Raw genomic sequence first — 18,808 nt, forward strand, 5'->3', positions numbered from 1 at the left:
AACATCCGGTGAAAAGCCTGGTTCTATTTACTTTTAAAGGAGCAAGACTTTCAGTTTAGTAGAATCTGTATATTCTATTAAACTGAAAGTTTTTTTTATGAAATTGTATAAGGGGGGTATACATTATGGAAATTTTAGTACCATCTGTATTATTTCTTTTAGGATTAGTAATAATAATTAAAGGTGGTGATTTTTTTGTCGATGCAGCTGTTTGGATTGCAAAGGTTACGGGTGTACCTAATATTTTGATTGGTGCTACAATAGTTAGTCTCGCAACAACATTACCAGAAGTATTTGTTTCAACTATTGCAACTATTAATGGTTCACCAGAAATGGCTATTGGAAATGCAGTAGGTTCTACTATATGTAATATAGGGTTGATACTTGCAATATCTGTTATATTCATGTCAGGAAATATTGATAAAAAATCGTTTAGGTCAAAAGGATTATTAATGCTAGGTTCGACATTATTATTATTTTTCTTTAGTAGGGATAACGTTTTAAGTGCTTATGAAGGCGGAGTTTTGTTGTTATTATTAGTATTTTATATAGTATTAAATATTTATGAGGCAAAGGTTAGTAGGAATACGTTTCGAGAAGTGGCTACAACTGTCCAAGCTAAAGAAAAATTAGATATCAAGGTTACAATAATCAATATCTCAAAATTTGTTGTTGGTTCAATTTTTATCATTGTTGGTGCCAAGTTGTTGGTTAATAATGGTCAGATTTTAGCGAGATTATTAAATGTTCCTGAGCAAATTATAAGTTTGACATTGATAGCTTTAGGAACGTCTTTACCTGAATTGGTTACAGCAATAAATGCTATAATTAAGAAAGAACATGGTATTTCTATTGGTAATATAATAGGTGCTAATATATTGAATATCACAATGATTCTCGGTAATTGTTCAATAATTTCACCCAATGGATTGATAATTAAAACAAGAGATATAAATATTTTTGGAAATGTGTTTAAAAATATACCACAGACATTGTATATAGATATACCTGTTACTTTAGTACTTATGATTTTAATTGTTGTTCCGGGAGCGGTTTTTGGTAAGATAAAAAAAGCAAATGGTGTATTGCTTTTAGGAATTTATATTGCATATATAGCATTTTTAGCGTTAATTACTTTTTAGTATGTATCAGTTTTTTTAATATTATTTTAATTAAAATTTTAACGTGGTATAATGTTTGTATGAAAAACAATAAACAGAGAATAGTGAATAGAGAATAGCAGTTGATTACAATTATGCAGTAACCAAATTATAAATTTGCACTGAAGACTAAAACAAAGTTGCTAATCGCCAATCACTAGTCGCCAAAGCAGATTGTTGCTTTGATGAAAACTAATATAAGAGTGCTAGTTTCCCAGGTGGCTAGTTACCAGTTAATGTTGAAATCGTTACACGATTTCCTTAATAAGGATTGCCAGTTGACTAGTTTGCTAGTGGCTAGTTAATGATGAAATCGTTACACGATTTCTTGAATGATAAATTGTAAGTTGGCTAGTTTGGCTAGTAAAGGTGTAAATTGTTTTACAATTTCTTAAATGAATATAAAGTATTTGCTGGTTGTAAGTATATAACAGTCAAGTCACAAATTTGCACTAGCCCTCTAGCAGCCTGGCAAACTTGCTTCATTTCTGGTACCTAAAACAGATACTGGTATACAGATGGCAAATCTGTACTGGGGACTAGAGATTGGAGACTAAAACAAAGTCGCTAATCACCACTCACCAGTCGCCAAAGCAGATTGTTTTTTTGATGAAAACTAATATAAGAGTGCTAGTTTCCCAGGTGGCTAGTTACCAGTTAATGTTGAAATCGTTACACGATTTCTTGAATGATAAATTGTAAGTTGGCTAGTTTGGTTAGTAAAGGTGTAAATTGTTTTACAATTTCTTAAATGAATATAAAGTATTTGCTGGTTGTAAGTATATAACAGTCAGTCACAAATTTGCACTAGCCCTCTAGTAGCCTGGCAAATTTGCTTCATTTTTGGTACCTAAAACAGATACTGGTATACAGATGGCAAATCTGTACTGGGGATTAGAGATTGGAAACTAGAGACTAAAACAAAGTCGCTAATCACCAGTTAGCAAAACAAATTGTGACTTAGCTAGAGATTAAAACCTAGCACCTAGTACCTCAAACAGATGTAGGTTTTCAAGTTGCAAATTTGTGTTGGAGACTAGAGACTGGAGATTTAATATGTGAAAGAAGTGAGAATATGAGTAAAAATATTGAAGGCTTGGATAACATAAATGAAGGGGAGTGTAAAAAAGAGTATAAAAATAAAAAAGGCATTGCTTATTTGGTAAAAGATTGGGCTATACCAATTGTTTTAGCAATATTTATAGCTTTAGTTATAAATAAGTTCATTTTTTTTAATATTGTTGTGCCTACGGGTTCAATGATACCTACCATAATGCCAGGGGATAGAATTTTTGTTACTAGAGTTCACAATGTGTCTAATCTAAAGAGAGGAGACATTGTTGTATTTCATTCAGATGAATTACATAAGGATTTGATAAAAAGGTTGATTGGATTACCTGGAGACATTGTTCAAAGAAAAATGGATGGTTCGGTTTATGTAAATGATAAAAAAATAGATGAAGAATATGTTGCTAATGATGGTGGCCCAACAGGTGTTTTTGTTGTTCCTAAAGAGCATTATCTGTTTTTTGGTGATAATAGGGCAAATTCTTATGATGGCAGATGCTGGAAACAACCATTTATAGATAAGAAAGATATAATGGGTAAAGCACGGATTATTATATTTCCATTTAAAAGGATTGGTGTGCTTAAATAGATATTAAAATTATGTGATTGAGGGTGTTTTAATGAAAACGAATAATACTTTTTTGAAGATATTATATGATTGGGGAATTCCCATAGTTGTCGCAGTTATAGTATATATTATTATAACAAAATTACTCTTCTTTAATATTAAAGTGCCTACAAGTTCTATGTATCCTACGATAAAGCCTGGCGATAGGATAGTTACGACGGTTGTACATAATGTGAGTAAGCTTAAAAGAGGAGATATAATTGTTTTCTATTCAAGAGAAAAGAAAGAGAGAATGGCTAAAAGGCTTATAGGATTACCTGGAGATGTGGTTGATATTAAAAGAGATGGTTCTGTATATATTAATGGTAAAAAGTTAAATGAGCCTTATGTAAAGAATCAAATAAAGGAAAATGAAATATACTTTGGGATTCATTTAGGGGAATATAAAGTTCCTGAAGGACATTATTTCTTTTTAGGAGATAATAGAGCAAATTCTTGGGATTCACGTTATTGGAAGAATCCATATATTGATGGAAAAGATATTATCGGTAAAGCTAGATTTGTATTTTTCCCATTTAGCAGGTTTGGAAAACTAAAATAAAATAACATAACAAAAATAAAAATAAAGTATTCCATCTTGTTTTAACAGGATGGAATTAATTTATAAAACTTCTTAATTTTTCGATATTTTTTATCAGTATCTTCTTATTACCTATTAGAGCGATAATATCTTTGTCATGCATTTCTTTTAATTTTCTGCTAACTGTTTCTCTTGCAACACCTGTATAATTTCCCATCTCTTCTCTACTCATAGTCATATTTAAAAGTATACCATCATCGGTTTCAATGCCAAAATCTTTTATTAAACTTAATAGTAGGCCTGCGATTTTTGCATCTATGTTATTTGTAGTTAGTCTATCCACTAAGCTTTCAACCTTATTTATTCTGTCATATGCTTTTTCTAGTATTTTTAATGTGATTTCTGGATTTTTAATTATAATAGCATCAAAATCTTTTTTATCTAGTGTGCAAATTACGCTATCTTCAATTGCTTTAGCATAAAAATCAAATCTATCCTCTTTTAATAGATTGAAAGCTCCAATGAAATTAAAATCATTTGGAGATAATATGTATAGTATACCTTCTTTTCCATCGGGTGTATATCTAAATATCTTTACTTTTCCACTACAAACTATATAAAGTTTACGTGCTTTATCACCTTGTGAAAAGATTATTTCACCTTTTTTATATTTTGTTTTAACAGTACCCTTGGAAATTTCAATCAGTTGATCATGATCCAAAGAAGATAGCAAAGGAATCTGTTTCATACAAAAATCAGTACTGCACTTTTTTGTGATAGAATTTGAATTAATACAGGTATTAATGTTAACCACCTACTTTATGTTTTTTTCAAGTAGAGTTTGAAGCTGAATAGTTTTTTTCTTGTCCATAGGATTTAATTCACTTAATTTATATGATATACCTAATTGTTCATATTTATTGACACCTAATGTGTGGTAAGGAAGCAACTCTACTTTATCTAAATTTGGTATTTTATCTTTTATTATACTTGCTAAAGCTAGTATATGTTCTTCTGAATCAGTAATTCCAGGAACAACAACATGTCTTATCCAAACTCGTGAATTTGATCTCTTAAGAGCTTTTATAAAAAGATTTAAGCCTTCTATATTTTGACCAGTTAAATTTATATATCCCTCGTTGTTTATGTGTTTAATATCTAAAAGAACCAAATCGGTATATTTTAGTATTTCATCATAATCCCCATTACCATAACCAGCGGTATCTATAGCTGTGTGAATATTATTTTTCTTACAGAGTTTAAGACAGTCTAATAAAAATTCAGGTTGCAGCAAAGGATCTCCACCTGAAAAAGTTACACCACCACCAGATTTTTCAAAATAAGGTTTAAATCTTATTATTTTATTTACTAATTCTTCTGATGTAATTGTTAGGCCAGTATTTTTATTCCATGTATCAGGATTATGACAGTAAAGACATCTCAATTTACATCCTTGAAAGAATACAACTGTTCTTATTCCAGGGCCATCAACAAGGCCCATGCTTTCAATAGAGTGAATTTTACCCTTAACCATATTTTATAACAACTCCCTTCAAGGTAGAAAATAAAAAAAGTAGCGTATAAAAGAGAATTCATATAGCTTATAATACTAAGTATTATAAACTATATGAATGATTTTATCTACATATTTTGATGAAAAGTTCTGCTTATAACTTCTAATTGTTGTTCTCTTGATAATCTTACAAAGTTAACGGCATATCCAGATACTCTTATTGTAAGAGTTGGATATTTTTCAGGATGTTCCATTGCATCCACTAAAGTTTCTCTATTGAATACATTAACATTTAAGTGGAAAGCACTTTGAGCAAAATATCCATCTAATAGTGAAACAAGATTGTTGATTCTAGTTTCACTATTTTTTCCAAGTGCGTCAGGCACTATTGAAAATGTATTTGATACTCCATCTTGGCACCATTCTCTGTATGGAATCTTAGCAACTGAATTTAATGAAGCTAATGCACCATGTGTATCTCTGCCATGCATTGGGTTGGCACCTGGAGCTAAAGGTTCACCTTTCTTTCTTCCATCAGGAGTTGAACCAGTCTTTTTACCATACACTACATTTGAAGTAATTGTTAATACTGATAATGTGTGTTCAGCATTTCTATATGTTTTGTGTTTCTTCAATTCAGAAGTAAACTTTTTAACTAATTCTACTGCTATATCATCAACTCTATCATCATCATTTCCGTATTTAGGGAAATCACCTTCAATTTCAAAGTCAACAGTTATTCCATCTTCATTTCTTATAGGTTTAACTTTTGCATATTTTATAGCACTTAATGAATCTGCTGCAACTGACAATCCAGCTACTCCAAATGCCATGAATCTATGAACCATTGTGTCATGAAGTGCCATTTGACCAGCTTCATAAGCGTATTTATCATGCATGTAGTGTATTGTATTCATAGTATTTACATACAATTCTGCTACATATTCAAGTACTTTCCAGTAGTTTTGTTTTACTTTGTTGTAGTCAAGAACTTCATCTTCCATTTTAGGTATTCCAGGAACAACCTTTATTAAATTGCCTTGTTTATCTTTCTTAATTTCATCTATACCACCATTAATTGCATACAGTAGTGATTTTGCAAGGTTAGCTCTTGCACCAAAGAATTGCATTTGCTTACCTATTTGCATTGCAGATACACAACAAGCAATACCATAATCATCACCGTATATTGGTCTCATTATGTCGTCATTTTCATATTGAATAGCTGCAGTTTTTATTGACATTTCAGCACAGTATTTTTTGAAGTTTTCTGGTAGTTTGTCTGACCATAAAACAGTCATGTTTGGTTCAGGTGCTGCACCTAAATTTGTTAATGTGTGTAAGAATCTAAACGCAGTTTTTGTTACAAGTGTCTTACCATTAAGACCCATACCACCAATTGCTTCAGTTACCCAGTTTGGATCTCCTGCAAATAGTTCATTGTATTCTGGTGTTCTAAGGTGTCTTGCAAGTCTTAGTTTTATTACAAACTGATCTATTAATTCTTGTGCTTCTTCTTCGGTTAATACACCATTTTTTAAATCTCTTTCTATATATATATCTAAGAAAGCTGTGTTTCTTCCAAGAGACATTGCTGCACCATTATTTTCTTTGATTGCTGCTAGATATCCAAAGTATAGATATTGAACAGCTTCTTTTGCATCATTAGCAGGTGTTGATATATCAAAACCATATGTTGCCGCCATTTCTTTGATTTCTACTAGAGCTCTTATTTGTTCAGAAACTTCTTCTCTTGCTCTTATCAAGTCTTCAGTAGCTGCACCAACTAGTAGTGTATCTAAATCATTTATTTTTTCTTTTATTAGATAGTCTATTCCATAAAGAGCTATTCTTCTGTAATCACCAATTATTCTTCCTCTACCATATGCATCAGGTAGACCTGTTAATAAACCAACAGTACGAGCTTTTCTAGTTTCTTTTGAATAAGCATCAAATACTCCTTCATTGTGAGTTTTTCTGTATTTTTTAAAGTATTTTTCTATTTCAGAGTTTATTTCGTAATTGTAAGCTTTTAAAGATTGTTCAACCATTCTATATCCACCAAAAGGATTGATTATTCTTTTTAGTGGGGCATCTGTTTGTAGTCCAACTATTACTTCATTGTCTTTATCGATGTATCCAGCTTTAAAGTTATTTATTCCTGATACTTCATTTGTTTCAACATCAATTATTCCCTTTTTGATTTCTTCAACGATTAAGTTGTGAGCTTTTTCCCATACTTTTTTTGTTTTTTCTGTTATATCTGCAAGAAAGTTTGAATCACCTTCATAAGGTGTATAGTTCTTTTGAATAAAATTTCTAACGTCAATTTTTTCTTGCCAATTTCCTGCAATAAATCCATTCCATTGTTTAAACATATATATCAACTCCTTATATTGATTAAGAATTTTATCGAATTTTGTTGTTTCCAAGTAAATTATATTATTTTTAATGTAGAAAATATGTGATTTAGGTCACATAAAATAATATTTTTACAATTGTAATAATAATGATATAATACATTTGAATAATTAAAAAATTAGATGTTAACTAGAAGAGTTGATAAAATATATTTGACGTATAATATTTTGTGCACTAGTAATTAGGTACTAGGTACTGGGTGCTAGGAGTTAATTTTCAGTATTTAATGTCTAACTAAGTGACAATCTGCTCTGGTGATTGGAGATTGGTGACTTTGGATTAGTCGCTAATCTCTAGTCTCCAGTCTCCAGTACAGATTTGTAACTTGAGAACCAGTATCTGTTTAGCTTCTGGGTACTAGGAGGAAGAACAAAGTACTGGTATTTATTCTCTGACTAAGTCACAATCTACTTTGGCGATTGGCGATTAGTGACTTTGTTTTAGTCTCCAGTACAGATTTGCCATCTGTATGCCAGTATCTGTTTGAGGTACTGGGTACTATGGTGAAAAGAAGGGGATAGAAATTGGATGCTAGGGAATAAAACAAGTTTGCTAGTCTGCTAGAGTACTAGAGGCCTAGTGCAAATTTGTGACTTGACTGTTATATACTTACAACCAGCAAATACTTTATATTCATTTAAGAAATTGTAAAACAATTTACACCTTTACTAGCCAAACTAGCCAACTTACAGTCTATCATTCAAGAAATCGTGTAACGATTTCAACATTAACTGGTAACTAGCCACATGGAAAACTAGCACTCTTATATTAGTTTTCATCAAAGTAACAATCTGCTTTGGTGATTGGAGATTGGTGATTGGAGAAAAAAGAAGGTACTGGGAATTATTATAAAGAAAGCGAGGTGAAAAATTGTCTTATAATACTAAAGAAATATTAAAAAAATATTATGGATATAAGGAGTTTAGAAAAGGTCAATATAAAATAATATCAAGCATTTTAAATAAAAATGATACTTTTGGTATAATGCCAACAGGTGGTGGAAAATCATTATGCTACCAGATTCCAGCACTGATATTTGAAGGTATGACGATTGTTATTTCACCTTTGATTTCTCTTATGAAAGATCAAGTTGATTCATTAAATAATATTGGTATTAAAGCCTCATTTATAAACAGTTCATTGAGTGCATTGGAAGTAAAAAAAAGAATTACAGATGCTTTATATGGAAGATATAAGCTTTTGTATATTGCTCCTGAGAGATTAGAGTCGAGAGAATTTTGTGAAACGTTGAGAATGATTAATATTTCTTTAATAGCAGTTGATGAAGCGCATTGTGTATCTCAATGGGGGCATGATTTTAGACCTAGTTATAGAAATATATCTGCTTTTATTGAATCTCTCTCAGAAAGACCAACTGTGGCAGCTTTTACTGCAACGGCAACTGAGGATGTAAAGAAAGATGTAGTTCGTCTATTAAAATTGAATAATCCTAATACGTATTTTACTGGATTTGATAGAGAAAACTTGTATTTTTCAGTTGTTAAGGGGGTTAACAAAAAAGATTTTCTGTTAAATTATTTAGAAAACAATAGAGAAAAAGTTGGTATTATATATGCTGCTACAAGAAAAGAAGTAGACAATACTTATGAATTTTTGAAAAGAAAAGGATTTAAGATAGGTAAATATCATGCGGGACTTTCTGAAAAAGAAAGAATAGAAAATCAGGAAGCTTTTATTTATGATGATATAAATATCATGATTGCTACAAATGCATTTGGTATGGGAATCGATAAATCAAATGTTAGATTTGTTATACATTATAATATGCCTAAAAATATGGAAAGCTACTATCAGGAGGCTGGGCGTGCTGGTAGAGATGGAGAAAAGAGCGAATGTGTATTGTTATTTTCGCCTCAAGATATTTTACTTCAAAAATATTTAATAGAGCAGACGTTGTTTGAATATGATAGAAAGATTAATGAATATAAGAAACTTCAGCATATGATAGATTATTGTCATACTCAAAAATGTTTGAGAAAATATATATTGGAATATTTTGGGGAGAAAGAAATTGACGAAAATTGTAGTAACTGCAGTAATTGCTGTGAAGAAATTGAATTTTCAGACATTACAATAGAGGCTCAGAAAATTTTTTCATGTATTCTACGTGTAAAGCAATGCTATGGAGCTACTATGATTGCGGAGATTCTTAGGGGTTCTAAAAATAAAAAATTATTAGATTTACATTTTGATGAATTATCAACTTACGGTATTATTAAAAATTACACTATTAAAGAAATAAAGGATATAATTAATATGCTAATAGCAGATGGTTTTTTATATATTACAGAGGGGCAATATCCTGTGATAAGGATGCAAGAAAAAGCAATAAAAGCACTGAAGAATAGAGAAAAGATTATGATGAGAATACATAAGAAAAAGGTAGCTACAAAAAGTGACAATTCATTATTTGATAGCTTAAGAAAGTTAAGAAAGGCAATTTCAGAGAGGGAAAAAGTTCCACCGTATATAATTTTTTCTGACAGTACACTTAGAGAAATGAGTAAGTACTATCCTACAGATATGAAATCTATGTTAGATATTAAAGGAGTAGGGGAAGTTAAATTTAAAAAATATGGGGATGAATTTATTGAGGTTATAAAAAGGTATGTATCTGAGAATGATATTGAATTACCACATACTGATAAAAATATGAATAATGGTATAATAAAAAATCAAGAGAAGATTCCTAGTCATGAAGTTACATTCAATTTGTATAGGGAAGGAAAGAGTTTAAAGGAAATTTCTGAGTGCAGAAATTTAAAGATTGTGACAATTCAAGATCATTTAATTAGGTGCAGTGTTGAAGGGTTAGACGTAAACTTAGATGATTTTATTCCTAAAAAGTATGAACAATTAATATATGACACTATTAAAAAAATAGGAGCAGAAAAATTAAAGCCTATAAAAGAGATGCTTCCTGATGAAGTTGAATATATGGCAATTAAGGCTGCAATATGTAAAATGAAAAGAATTGTGTAAGAGATTTTTATACTACTAAATTTTCTATAAAAGAGTTGTCGCATTGATGGATATTAAAATCCGTTAATGCGACAATTTTTTTTTACAGTATGAAATTACTATAGTTTTATCAATAGTTTTATCAATAGTTTTATCAATTTCAAAAACTTACATTTTCATAAGTGGAGGTTTGAATATTTTTACTTCATAAAAACGAGTTTATTTTCTCATAAAGAAATTAAATTTGTCTTTGGTTTTAGTAGCAAAGTCTATATTTCTTATATGAATAGTTTTTTTGTATTCACTAACTTGTCCATCACAAACATAGGCGTAATCAGTTTTGCCATCTTCGACCCAGCCCATAAAAATATATGCATGACTAGGGACGCTTTTCATACCAACGAGATTTGTTGTGAAGCATACATCTCCTTTTTCTAATTTGTGATAATCGTAATATGCTTTCCAACCCTTCGACTTTAGATAGCTAACTAACTGAGAAGTATTGCAAGTGTTTTTTGGGACATCAAGTCCACTATTTCTCATCAATTCTGATAGAAAAAGTATTGTCATTCCAGTGTTTTTCCCTTGGTTTAAATCAATCGCATTTTTTAAAGAAACAGTTCTATTTGTATCGTTTAGCAAATATTTGTATAGCTTTTGATTAAAAGGCGTAGAAACTGAACTGTCTTGTTTTGTAGCATCATTGTGGTTATCTGATTTCGAATCTGATTTAGTATCAGTATTATTGCTAACAGCTTGTTTATTTGAAGTATCCTCTTCAGATGAATTTTTATCATCTGAAATAATATTACTAGCTACAGTACTGTTAGCAGTATATTGTGTTGTATTAGATTTAATAAAAAATATTTTTGTTGATAAACCACCTATAATTAGAACTAATGAAGCGAGAATTATCGTAGCGATAACATTTGTTCTTCTTTCATTTTTATCTTCCATTTCTTGCATTTCTTTTATGTATTTCTGAACTTCATCTGAGTTTTCAAAATTCTTTTTTGATTTTAATTTTTTATTTAAATATTCTATGTTATTGAACTTTCCTTTATCTTGATTGTATAATTTTTTTAAGCTTTCATCTTTTTTATTAATATTGTTTCTCATTACGTCACCCCTTTACAGTTCTTATAATTAAAGTCTAAATCAAATCGATGTTAATTTCAATATGTTTTTATTATAATATATTTATTTAAAGTAATATTGAAATAAATAAGTAATATTATATACTAATAGACAAATTATTAGAACATTATTTAGGAAAAACATGCTAATTGTATAAATATTAAGCAGGAAATTATATGTCAATGTAGAATTACAATAATAAGAAATTTCTAAAAATTATAATTATATTGAATTTTCGCAAATAATATTATGATGATTAAATAAATGTGCTAAATTATAATAAAAAGAAATCAAATATAATTATTTTGTTTATCGATTTTACAAGAAGCCCATTTCTATAAGTGGGAAATTGAAGCTTTTGCTTTAGCAAAACGAGTTCACTTTGAAGAAAGCAGTTAAAGGAATTGGGAGTGATTATACTATTAAAATTAACTATATATGCTAACTATCGTAAATGAAAGGAGGTGAAACTGAAAAATATTTTCATCATAAGAACTTAGAATTATTTTAAAGGGGGATTATTATGGCTGAAAAGAGAAATGCAGGTCAGGAATATGTTCCATATGTTCCGGCAAACAAGATTATGCCTGAGTTTACGGTAACATCAATTATTTTAGGTATTTTAATGGCAATCGTTTTTGGTGCTGCTAATGCTTATTTAGGATTAAAAGTAGGTATGACTATTAGTGCTTCTATACCAGCAGCAGTTATTTCAATGGGAATCATTAGAGGTATTATGAGAAAAGAATCAATACTTGAAAATAATATAGTTCAAACTATTGGTTCTGCTGGTGAATCATTGGCAGCAGGTGCGATTTTTACACTACCAGCTTTGTTTATATGGGCCGAACAGGGGTTGTTACAGGTTGATTTAGTTCGTATTATAGTTATATCTCTTTGTGGTGGTATTCTAGGAGTTCTTTTTATGGTACCTTTGAGAAAAGCTTTAATAGTTAATGAACATGGTGTTCTTCCTTATCCAGAAGGTACTGCTTGTGCAGAAGTACTTTTAGCTGGAGAAAAAGGTGGTTCAAGTGCAGCTACAGTTTTTGTAGGAATGGGAATAGGTGCTGCATATAAATTTATTGCAGATGGATTAAAATTATTCCCATCTGAGATTGAATGGTCAATAAAGGGTTACAAAGGTGCTACAATAGGTGCAGATGTTTTGCCTGCATTGCTTGGTGTAGGATTTATCATAGGACCAAGAATTTCAGCATACATGCTTAGTGGTGCTGTTGTTGGTTGGTTAGCAATTATACCATTAATAACCAAAATAGGAAGTTATGGAAATATAATTATGTATCCAGCATCTATACCAATAAGCAAAATGGGAGCAGGAGATATTTGGAATTATTATATAAGATATATTGGTGCTGGAGCGGTTGCATTTGGTGGTATTATTAGTTTGATTAAATCTTTACCATTAATAGTAAAAACATTTAAAGAAGCTATGGGAGATTATAAAAAAGGTGTTGGTGGAGATGCATCGGTAAGAACAGACAGAGATATGCCAATGAAATTAGTTCTTTTCGGTACTATTATAATTATTATACTTATGATGGCTTTACCTTGGGTGCCAGTGGGAATAGGCGGAGCTATACTAATAGCAATATTTGGGTTCTTCTTTGCAACTGTGTCTTCAAGATTGGTTGGATTGGTAGGAAGTTCATCAAATCCAGTTTCAGGTATGACTATAGCTACTCTACTTATTACAGCAATACTATTTAAAGCAACTGGACATTCTGGTGTAGAAGGTATGGTAGGAGTGCTTACAGTTGGCGCAATAATTTGTATAGTTGCTGCAATCGCTGGTGATACATCACAAGACTTAAAGACAGGATTTTTAGTTGGTGCTACACCTGCTAAACAGCAGTATGGAGAACTTATAGGGGTAGTAGTTTCGGCATTGGTAATTGGTTTAATATTAATATTATTAAATGAAGCATGGGGATTTGGTTCAAAGGAATTAGCTGCTCCTCAAGCTACACTTATGAGACTTGTTATTGAAGGTGTTATGAGGGGTAACTTACCTTGGGCACTTGTATTTACAGGTGTTGGAATTGGTGTTGCAGTTGAATTATTGGGTATTCCTGTATTGCCATTTGCAGTTGGATTGTATTTACCAATTCATTTAAGTACACCTATTATGGTTGGTGGTGCATTAAAAGGAATACTTGATACAAGCAAAAAATATAAAGAAGATGAAAGAAAAGAAAAGGTTGAAGGTGGAATACTTTACTCATCAGGTCTTATTGCGGGTGAAGGTTTGATGGGAATAATTTTAGCAATATTTGCTGTTTTCCAAGTAAATATTGGTATTGGAGAAGAAGTATTAGGTCAAACTGGAGCTGTAGTATTCTTTGTACTGCTTGTATTAACATTGATGAAGTTCTCGTTTTGGAGAAAAAAAGATAAAAAAGCTTAAAATAAAAGACGAAAGGGAATAATTGTTATTCCCTTTTGTCAATGTTTTAGGTATTTAAAACTAACAAGTCAATGATACCTTACTTGAAACAAAATTTAAAACTCTAAATCAGGAGGAGAGATTTTTATGAGCATAAATAAAAAAAATGACAAGAATTTTCTTGAATTTGTTCCAGTTAAATCAGAAAAAATAGAGTGGCAATTGAATGATAAAGGACTAGTTCAGTTGATAGTTTGGAGAAATGGTTTATTTGACAAAATTGTGAGGAAGTTATTCAATACTCCTGAAAAATCGATTATTGATTTAGATGAACAGGGGAGCAATGTATGGAAGAATATTGATGGAGAAAAAAATATTCATGAATTATCCCAACTTCAGAAAGAAAAGTTTGGTACAAAGGCAGAACCGGTTTATAACAGGATTGTAACCTACATTAATATATTAAATAACAATTCTTTTATTACTTTAAAGAAGAAATAGGGTGATTTTTATGAAAATAGTAAAAACTATAATTGAAATATTATGTTTTGCATTGGTTATAATGTTTCTTTATGCATGGGGTTATGTAAAAGAGCAAAGAAAATCACAAGAATTATTAAGGGAAATAAATAAAAAGGCTGAGAAAAAAATTATGAAGGCATTGAAGAAGAATGGTGGAATGACAAGGAAAGAAATAGAAGGTGAACTCATGAATATAAAAGTTTCTCTGTTTTTAAGTAAGAATAAAGCAGTTATAAAAGAACCCAAAATGATTTCTAAACAAATACTAGATAAAATGCTCAAAGAGGGTAAAATAAATATTGATAGTAGCAAAATGCCTAAGAGATATGTTCTCAAGTAAATTAGGCACATCCAAAGAAATAATAAGCCAGTATATTAGTTTATTTGACTTGTTATTTATTTTCATATGCCTTAGTGAAATTGAAAATAATATTTTGTGTTTACATATAATCTAATATGTTTTTATGTGAGTTATATACAAAATAATTTTACATTTTTGAGTTCGATAATTATAATAATATACATGTTGATAAAATGTAAGAGGAGATGATAAACTTGAAGGCTTCAGAAATGTTAGATTACAAAAATTGGGCTGTTGTTGGAAGTGTTACTAATAATATGAAGTATGCATATAAGATATTATTTGCACTTAAAAATTCAGGATATACGGTTAAAGGAGTTAATCCAAGAGCAAAAGAAGATGAAATATGCAAAAGTCTCAGTGAAGTAGATTACAAAATTGATGTACTTGATTTATGCATTAATCCAAAAGTAGGAATTGAAATTGTTAAAGAAGCAAAAGAATTAGGTATTGATAAGATACTCATTCAACCAGGAGCTGAGAGTGAAGAAATTTTAAATTACTGTAAAGAAAATAATATTACAGCAGTTCAAGGATGTGCATTGGTAGAATTAAGTAATCGTAAATAAATTATAGTTTTTAGTTTTAGTGACTGATTATGCAAATAAGCAAGTAAAAATTGTGGTTGTTAAGTAAAAGACTTTAAGTGAAAGTATGTATCACTCAAAGTCTTTTATTAATTCTATTAAAATATTCGATATTTAATGCTGATTTTAATAAAAATAGATACCCGAAATGGTATAATATATTAGAATGCATGTAAAACTTGGAGGTAACAACAGTATGAGCATTAGAATCGTTGGTATATTTTTTATTATATTTGGACTCATTGAAATGGTAATTGGGAATTTGATTTTAAAATTTGACATATTCAAAAATTTTATGAACGATATGAATGAAAACTTTAAAGACAATATTGGGCAGGTTACAATGATAGAAGGAATGTGTGATGTTGCTGTTGGTTCATTTGGAATAATTACCAATTCATTTGGAGTTATGTTAATTATGATTTTCGTTTTGATTATAGTTGTACTACACTACAGTAAAAAGTTGTACTGAATTTAATCAAATGAGAAATGCAATTTTGCTGTAATAAATATTAAATAGGGTGATAAAAATGGATTTGTTCGATATTCAAGCAGAGAAAAAACTTAAGAATGAAGCCCCACTTGCAGAAAGATTAAAACCAAAAGTGTTAGAAGAATTTTTTGGGCAAGAACACATATTAGGTGAGGGTAAGTTGCTTAGAAGGGCTATTAAGGCTGATAGAATAACTTCTTTGATATTCTATGGCCCTTCTGGTACAGGTAAAACAAGTTTGGCAAAGATTATTGCAAACACTACGAAATCAAACTTTATTCAGTTGAATGCGGTTACGTCTGGATTAAAAGATTTGAGAGGAGTAGTTGAAGAAGCTAAAAATTTATTGGGTATGTACAATAGAAAAACTATTCTTTTTTTAGATGAAATACATAGATTTAATAAATCACAGCAGGATGCTTTATTGCCCCATGTTGAAAAGGGAATAATAACGTTGATAGGTGCAACAACAGAGAATCCATATTTTGAAGTTAACAATGCTTTGATTTCACGTTCTATGCTTTTTAAACTTGAACCATTGAGTAAAGAAGCAATTAAAAAAATAATATATAGGGCTTTAAATGATAAAGAATATGGATTTGGCATACTTAATATAAATTTAGAAGATACGGCATTAGAGTTTTTGTGTGAAACCTGTGGCGGAGATGCTAGAGCAGCACTGAATGCTTTAGAATTAGCTGTTCTTACAACAGATAAGGATGAAGATGGCAAAATAAATATTGGAATAGACATAATGCAGGAATGTTTGCAGAAAAAGAGAATTAATTACGATAAAAATAGTGATTTCCATTATGACATTATGTCAGCATTTATAAAAAGTATGAGAGGTTCTGATCCAGATGCAACACTTCATTATTTAGCAAGAATGTTATATGGAGGAGAGGATCCGGTTTATATTGCAAGAAGGATAGTTATTTGTGCATCGGAAGATGTGGGAAATGCTGATCCAATAGCATTAGTACTAGCTAATAATGCAGCACAGGCTGTTCACGTTGTTGGTATGCCAGAAGCAAGGATAATACTTGCACAGGCAGCAGTATATGTAGCATCAGCTCCCAAAAGTAACTCTACTTATTTAGGCATAAATAAAGCAATAGATGATATAGCAAAAAAAGATATTGGTCAAGTTCCACTGCATTTGAGGGATAAAAGTTATGCAGGAGCTAAAAAAATGGGGCATGGAGTTGATTATTTATATCCGCATGATTATACAGGTCATTTTATAAAGCAGCAATATATGCCTGATGAATTGATAGGAATTAAGTATTATAATCCAACAGAAATGGGTTATGAGAAAAAAATTAAGGATAGGCTTGAGAGAATACATGTATTAAATAAGCCATATATGAAAAAATAAATATGTATATAAAATATGAACTTTAACAGAAAGGATAGGTGCAAAGTATATGGCTAAAAAAGGGATGAAAAGACCTACTCCATCACAGTACCAAGGGAGTGGTAAGAAAAAGAAAAGAGTTAGAGAATCACCTTCTGATGTACCAGAGACTAAAGGATAATATGACAAAAAATTGATATGATTATAATGCATTTGCTTTCTCTTTTGTTAGGGTATTATTGTTGTTATAATTACAATAATAGCAAATGCATTTTTGTTTGTGAAGTTTTTCTATACCAGGAATATTAAATAGCCACTTTTTATAAGTTTTTTTGTAACAGGAGTTTTGAAAGACAAAAATGAATAAAAAATCTCTTGGGTAAAAGAATACATATTGGAGGTGGTTTTTATGATAACATTAACACAAAAAGAAAGAATGCTTTTAGAAGATTTAAAGAAACATGAACAATTATGTATTCATAAGTATTCAGAAGGTGCGAATAAGACACAATGTCCTGAATTAAAGCAAATATTTACCAAGAATATGAATCAAGAAACACAACATTTGAATACAATAAATCAGATGTTGGCTGGGCAAATACCAAGTACGGGTTCACAGCAGCAGAGTCAGATGAATCAACAACAGGCTGCTCCTCAAAATCAAGCAGCAACCAGTGGTATGCAGTCAAGTACACAAGGTCAATATAATCAAAATGATTATGATTTGTGCGTTGATGCATTAACAGCAGAAAAATACGTTTCAGGTACTTATGATACTTCTATATTTGAGTTTGTGGTTCCGGAATATCGTCAGGCACTAAATCATATTCAAAAAGAAGAACAAGAACATGGAGAAGCAATTTTTAAATATATGCAGAGCAAAGGAATGTATAAGCCACAGTAAATTTTTTAGAAAAGACGACTGTCAATAATGATAGTCGTCTTAAAGTTATATTAACCGTTTATTTATTGTTTACTAGCTAATTTATTTTTTTAAAAGGATAAGTTATCAAATTTATAATTTTGAATTATAATTATAGCTTTAAAATAATCAGAAAGAGTATTATCATCAGTATCAACAATAGGTTTACCAGAATAAATACCATCAAGAAAACCATAAGCAGGAACATCAAAAGGACAATTCTTTCCATATGTTTTAAAAATAGTGAAAGATTTATTTTTATCTAAATAAGGGCTAAAAGGCTTTATAAATTTTTTATATTTTTCACTATTAGGTGAAGAGTATATGTACCCAATTGGGAATATTTTTCCTTTTAATTCACTATAGGAAGTATTGAGTACAGATGCAAAATTATTTTTAATATGAGAAACTCCTTGTGTTAATGGAATATGAGCACGTCCCCATTGTCCATAATACTTTCCTTTAGGATAATGTTCATATACAGATTTAAAGTTCTTCAATATTTGTTTCTCACGAATATCAAGGTTTGTAATATTATCATCACTGGCATGATATACAACGATTCCATCTATAATCATATTTACATCAAAAAAATCACTTCCAAATAATTTTTCATAATCTTCTTTTCTTACACTTATATCCTTTTGAAGTTTTTTCGCAATCTTACATATTGGATTATCCCTATATATGTTATGACTATCAAGATCAGTTGTCTCATATATTTTTTTGA

Annotated in this window: 16 protein-coding genes; 11 read left to right on the forward strand and 5 right to left on the reverse strand. The window is 30.2% G+C overall.

The features are described from left to right. Positions 1 to 125: 125 nt before the first annotated feature. The 3 genes from CLTEP_RS07355 (at position 126) to lepB (CLTEP_RS07365) (ending at position 3,397) form a co-directional block, all read left to right on the forward strand. Positions 126 to 1,142, forward strand: coding sequence for a calcium/sodium antiporter (locus CLTEP_RS07355; protein ID WP_066824843.1), 1,017 nt, complete (start codon positions 126 to 128; stop codon positions 1,140 to 1,142). Between the two features lie 1,093 nt (positions 1,143 to 2,235). After that, positions 2,236 to 2,817 carry a signal peptidase I gene (gene lepB, locus CLTEP_RS07360; RefSeq protein WP_084364750.1) on the forward strand — a complete coding sequence of 194 codons (582 nt, stop codon included), beginning with the start codon at positions 2,236 to 2,238 and terminating at the stop codon, positions 2,815 to 2,817. Between the two features lie 31 nt (positions 2,818 to 2,848). After that, positions 2,849 to 3,397 carry a signal peptidase I gene (lepB, locus tag CLTEP_RS07365; protein ID WP_066824846.1) on the forward strand — a complete coding sequence of 183 codons (549 nt, stop codon included), beginning with the start codon at positions 2,849 to 2,851 and terminating at the stop codon, positions 3,395 to 3,397. Positions 3,398 to 3,452: 55 nt separating this feature from the next. On the opposite strand, the gene CLTEP_RS07370 is transcribed toward lepB (CLTEP_RS07365), so the two are convergent. From CLTEP_RS07370 to pflB, 3 genes are all read right to left on the reverse strand, one after another. Further along, on the reverse strand, positions 3,453 to 4,124 hold the full coding sequence (locus tag CLTEP_RS07370) for a Crp/Fnr family transcriptional regulator (RefSeq protein WP_066824861.1): 672 nt from the start codon (positions 4,122 to 4,124) through the stop codon (positions 3,453 to 3,455). 66 nt (positions 4,125 to 4,190) lie between these two features. After that, a complete protein-coding gene (pflA, locus tag CLTEP_RS07375; RefSeq protein WP_066824863.1) occupies positions 4,191 to 4,910 on the reverse strand; it encodes a pyruvate formate-lyase-activating protein in 720 nt (239 codons plus the stop codon). Positions 4,911 to 5,017: 107 nt separating this feature from the next. Then, positions 5,018 to 7,267, reverse strand: coding sequence for a formate C-acetyltransferase (gene pflB, locus CLTEP_RS07380; RefSeq protein WP_066824865.1), 2,250 nt, complete (start codon positions 7,265 to 7,267; stop codon positions 5,018 to 5,020). Between the two features lie 913 nt (positions 7,268 to 8,180). On the opposite strand from pflB, the gene recQ reads away from it, so the two are divergent. Next, complete coding sequence (gene recQ, locus CLTEP_RS07385; protein WP_066824868.1) at positions 8,181 to 10,313, forward strand: DNA helicase RecQ; 2,133 nt, start codon at positions 8,181 to 8,183, stop codon at positions 10,311 to 10,313. A 198-nt stretch (positions 10,314 to 10,511) separates the two neighbouring features. Here the strand turns inward: recQ and CLTEP_RS07390 are convergent, their stop codons facing one another. Next, positions 10,512 to 11,411 carry a hypothetical protein gene (locus tag CLTEP_RS07390; RefSeq protein WP_066824872.1) on the reverse strand — a complete coding sequence of 300 codons (900 nt, stop codon included), beginning with the start codon at positions 11,409 to 11,411 and terminating at the stop codon, positions 10,512 to 10,514. 541 nt (positions 11,412 to 11,952) lie between these two features. Between CLTEP_RS07390 and CLTEP_RS07395 the strand changes: the two genes are divergently transcribed. The 7 genes from CLTEP_RS07395 to CLTEP_RS07425 all read left to right on the forward strand — a co-directional run bounded on the left by CLTEP_RS07395 (position 11,953) and on the right by CLTEP_RS07425 (position 18,060). Beyond that, the gene (locus CLTEP_RS07395) at positions 11,953 to 13,857 is read left to right on the forward strand and encodes an OPT family oligopeptide transporter (RefSeq protein WP_066824875.1); all 1,905 of its coding nucleotides are present in this window, start codon (positions 11,953 to 11,955) and stop codon (positions 13,855 to 13,857) included. A 126-nt stretch (positions 13,858 to 13,983) separates the two neighbouring features. Beyond that, on the forward strand, positions 13,984 to 14,337 hold the full coding sequence (locus CLTEP_RS07400) for a PqqD family protein (protein WP_066824878.1): 354 nt from the start codon (positions 13,984 to 13,986) through the stop codon (positions 14,335 to 14,337). Positions 14,338 to 14,347: 10 nt separating this feature from the next. Beyond that, positions 14,348 to 14,698 (forward strand): hypothetical protein, encoded by a 351-nt coding sequence (locus tag CLTEP_RS07405; RefSeq protein ID WP_066824881.1) that lies wholly within the window; start codon positions 14,348 to 14,350, stop codon positions 14,696 to 14,698. Positions 14,699 to 14,913: 215 nt separating this feature from the next. Next, positions 14,914 to 15,288 carry a CoA-binding protein gene (locus CLTEP_RS07410; protein WP_066824884.1) on the forward strand — a complete coding sequence of 125 codons (375 nt, stop codon included), beginning with the start codon at positions 14,914 to 14,916 and terminating at the stop codon, positions 15,286 to 15,288. Between the two features lie 214 nt (positions 15,289 to 15,502). After that, positions 15,503 to 15,778, forward strand: a complete 276-nt coding sequence (locus CLTEP_RS07415) for a hypothetical protein (RefSeq protein WP_066824887.1) — start codon at positions 15,503 to 15,505, stop codon at positions 15,776 to 15,778. A 58-nt stretch (positions 15,779 to 15,836) separates the two neighbouring features. Further along, positions 15,837 to 17,177 (forward strand): replication-associated recombination protein A, encoded by a 1,341-nt coding sequence (locus CLTEP_RS07420; RefSeq protein WP_066824888.1) that lies wholly within the window; start codon positions 15,837 to 15,839, stop codon positions 17,175 to 17,177. 388 nt (positions 17,178 to 17,565) lie between these two features. Continuing rightward, complete coding sequence (locus tag CLTEP_RS07425) at positions 17,566 to 18,060, forward strand: spore coat protein (protein WP_066824890.1); 495 nt, start codon at positions 17,566 to 17,568, stop codon at positions 18,058 to 18,060. Between the two features lie 89 nt (positions 18,061 to 18,149). Here the strand turns inward: CLTEP_RS07425 and CLTEP_RS14865 are convergent. Continuing rightward, the coding region (locus CLTEP_RS14865; RefSeq protein ID WP_161938358.1) for a hypothetical protein at positions 18,150 to 18,808 on the reverse strand (659 nt) is incomplete at its 5' end.

Origin of the sequence: Clostridium tepidiprofundi DSM 19306 (assembly GCF_001594005.1) — a bacterium.
GTDB classification, from domain to species: domain Bacteria; phylum Bacillota; class Clostridia; order Clostridiales; family Clostridiaceae; genus Clostridium_AC; species Clostridium_AC tepidiprofundi.

Coding starts and splice junctions, on each gene's coding strand:
- CLTEP_RS07370 (WP_066824861.1), bottom strand. CDS start 4,124: ATGAAACAGATTCCTTTGCTATCTTCTTTGGATCATGATCAACTGATT.
- CLTEP_RS07425 (WP_066824890.1), top strand. CDS start 17,566: ATGATAACATTAACACAAAAAGAAAGAATGCTTTTAGAAGATTTAAAG.
- pflA (WP_066824863.1), bottom strand. CDS start 4,910: ATGGTTAAGGGTAAAATTCACTCTATTGAAAGCATGGGCCTTGTTGAT.
- pflB (WP_066824865.1), bottom strand. CDS start 7,267: ATGTTTAAACAATGGAATGGATTTATTGCAGGAAATTGGCAAGAAAAA.
- CLTEP_RS07420 (WP_066824888.1), top strand. CDS start 15,837: ATGGATTTGTTCGATATTCAAGCAGAGAAAAAACTTAAGAATGAAGCC.
- CLTEP_RS07405 (WP_066824881.1), top strand. CDS start 14,348: ATGAAAATAGTAAAAACTATAATTGAAATATTATGTTTTGCATTGGTT.
- CLTEP_RS07390 (WP_066824872.1), bottom strand. CDS start 11,411: ATGAGAAACAATATTAATAAAAAAGATGAAAGCTTAAAAAAATTATAC.
- CLTEP_RS07355 (WP_066824843.1), top strand. CDS start 126: ATGGAAATTTTAGTACCATCTGTATTATTTCTTTTAGGATTAGTAATA.
- CLTEP_RS07400 (WP_066824878.1), top strand. CDS start 13,984: ATGAGCATAAATAAAAAAAATGACAAGAATTTTCTTGAATTTGTTCCA.
- CLTEP_RS07395 (WP_066824875.1), top strand. CDS start 11,953: ATGGCTGAAAAGAGAAATGCAGGTCAGGAATATGTTCCATATGTTCCG.
- lepB (WP_066824846.1), top strand. CDS start 2,849: ATGAAAACGAATAATACTTTTTTGAAGATATTATATGATTGGGGAATT.
- CLTEP_RS07415 (WP_066824887.1), top strand. CDS start 15,503: ATGAGCATTAGAATCGTTGGTATATTTTTTATTATATTTGGACTCATT.
- lepB (WP_084364750.1), top strand. CDS start 2,236: ATGAGTAAAAATATTGAAGGCTTGGATAACATAAATGAAGGGGAGTGT.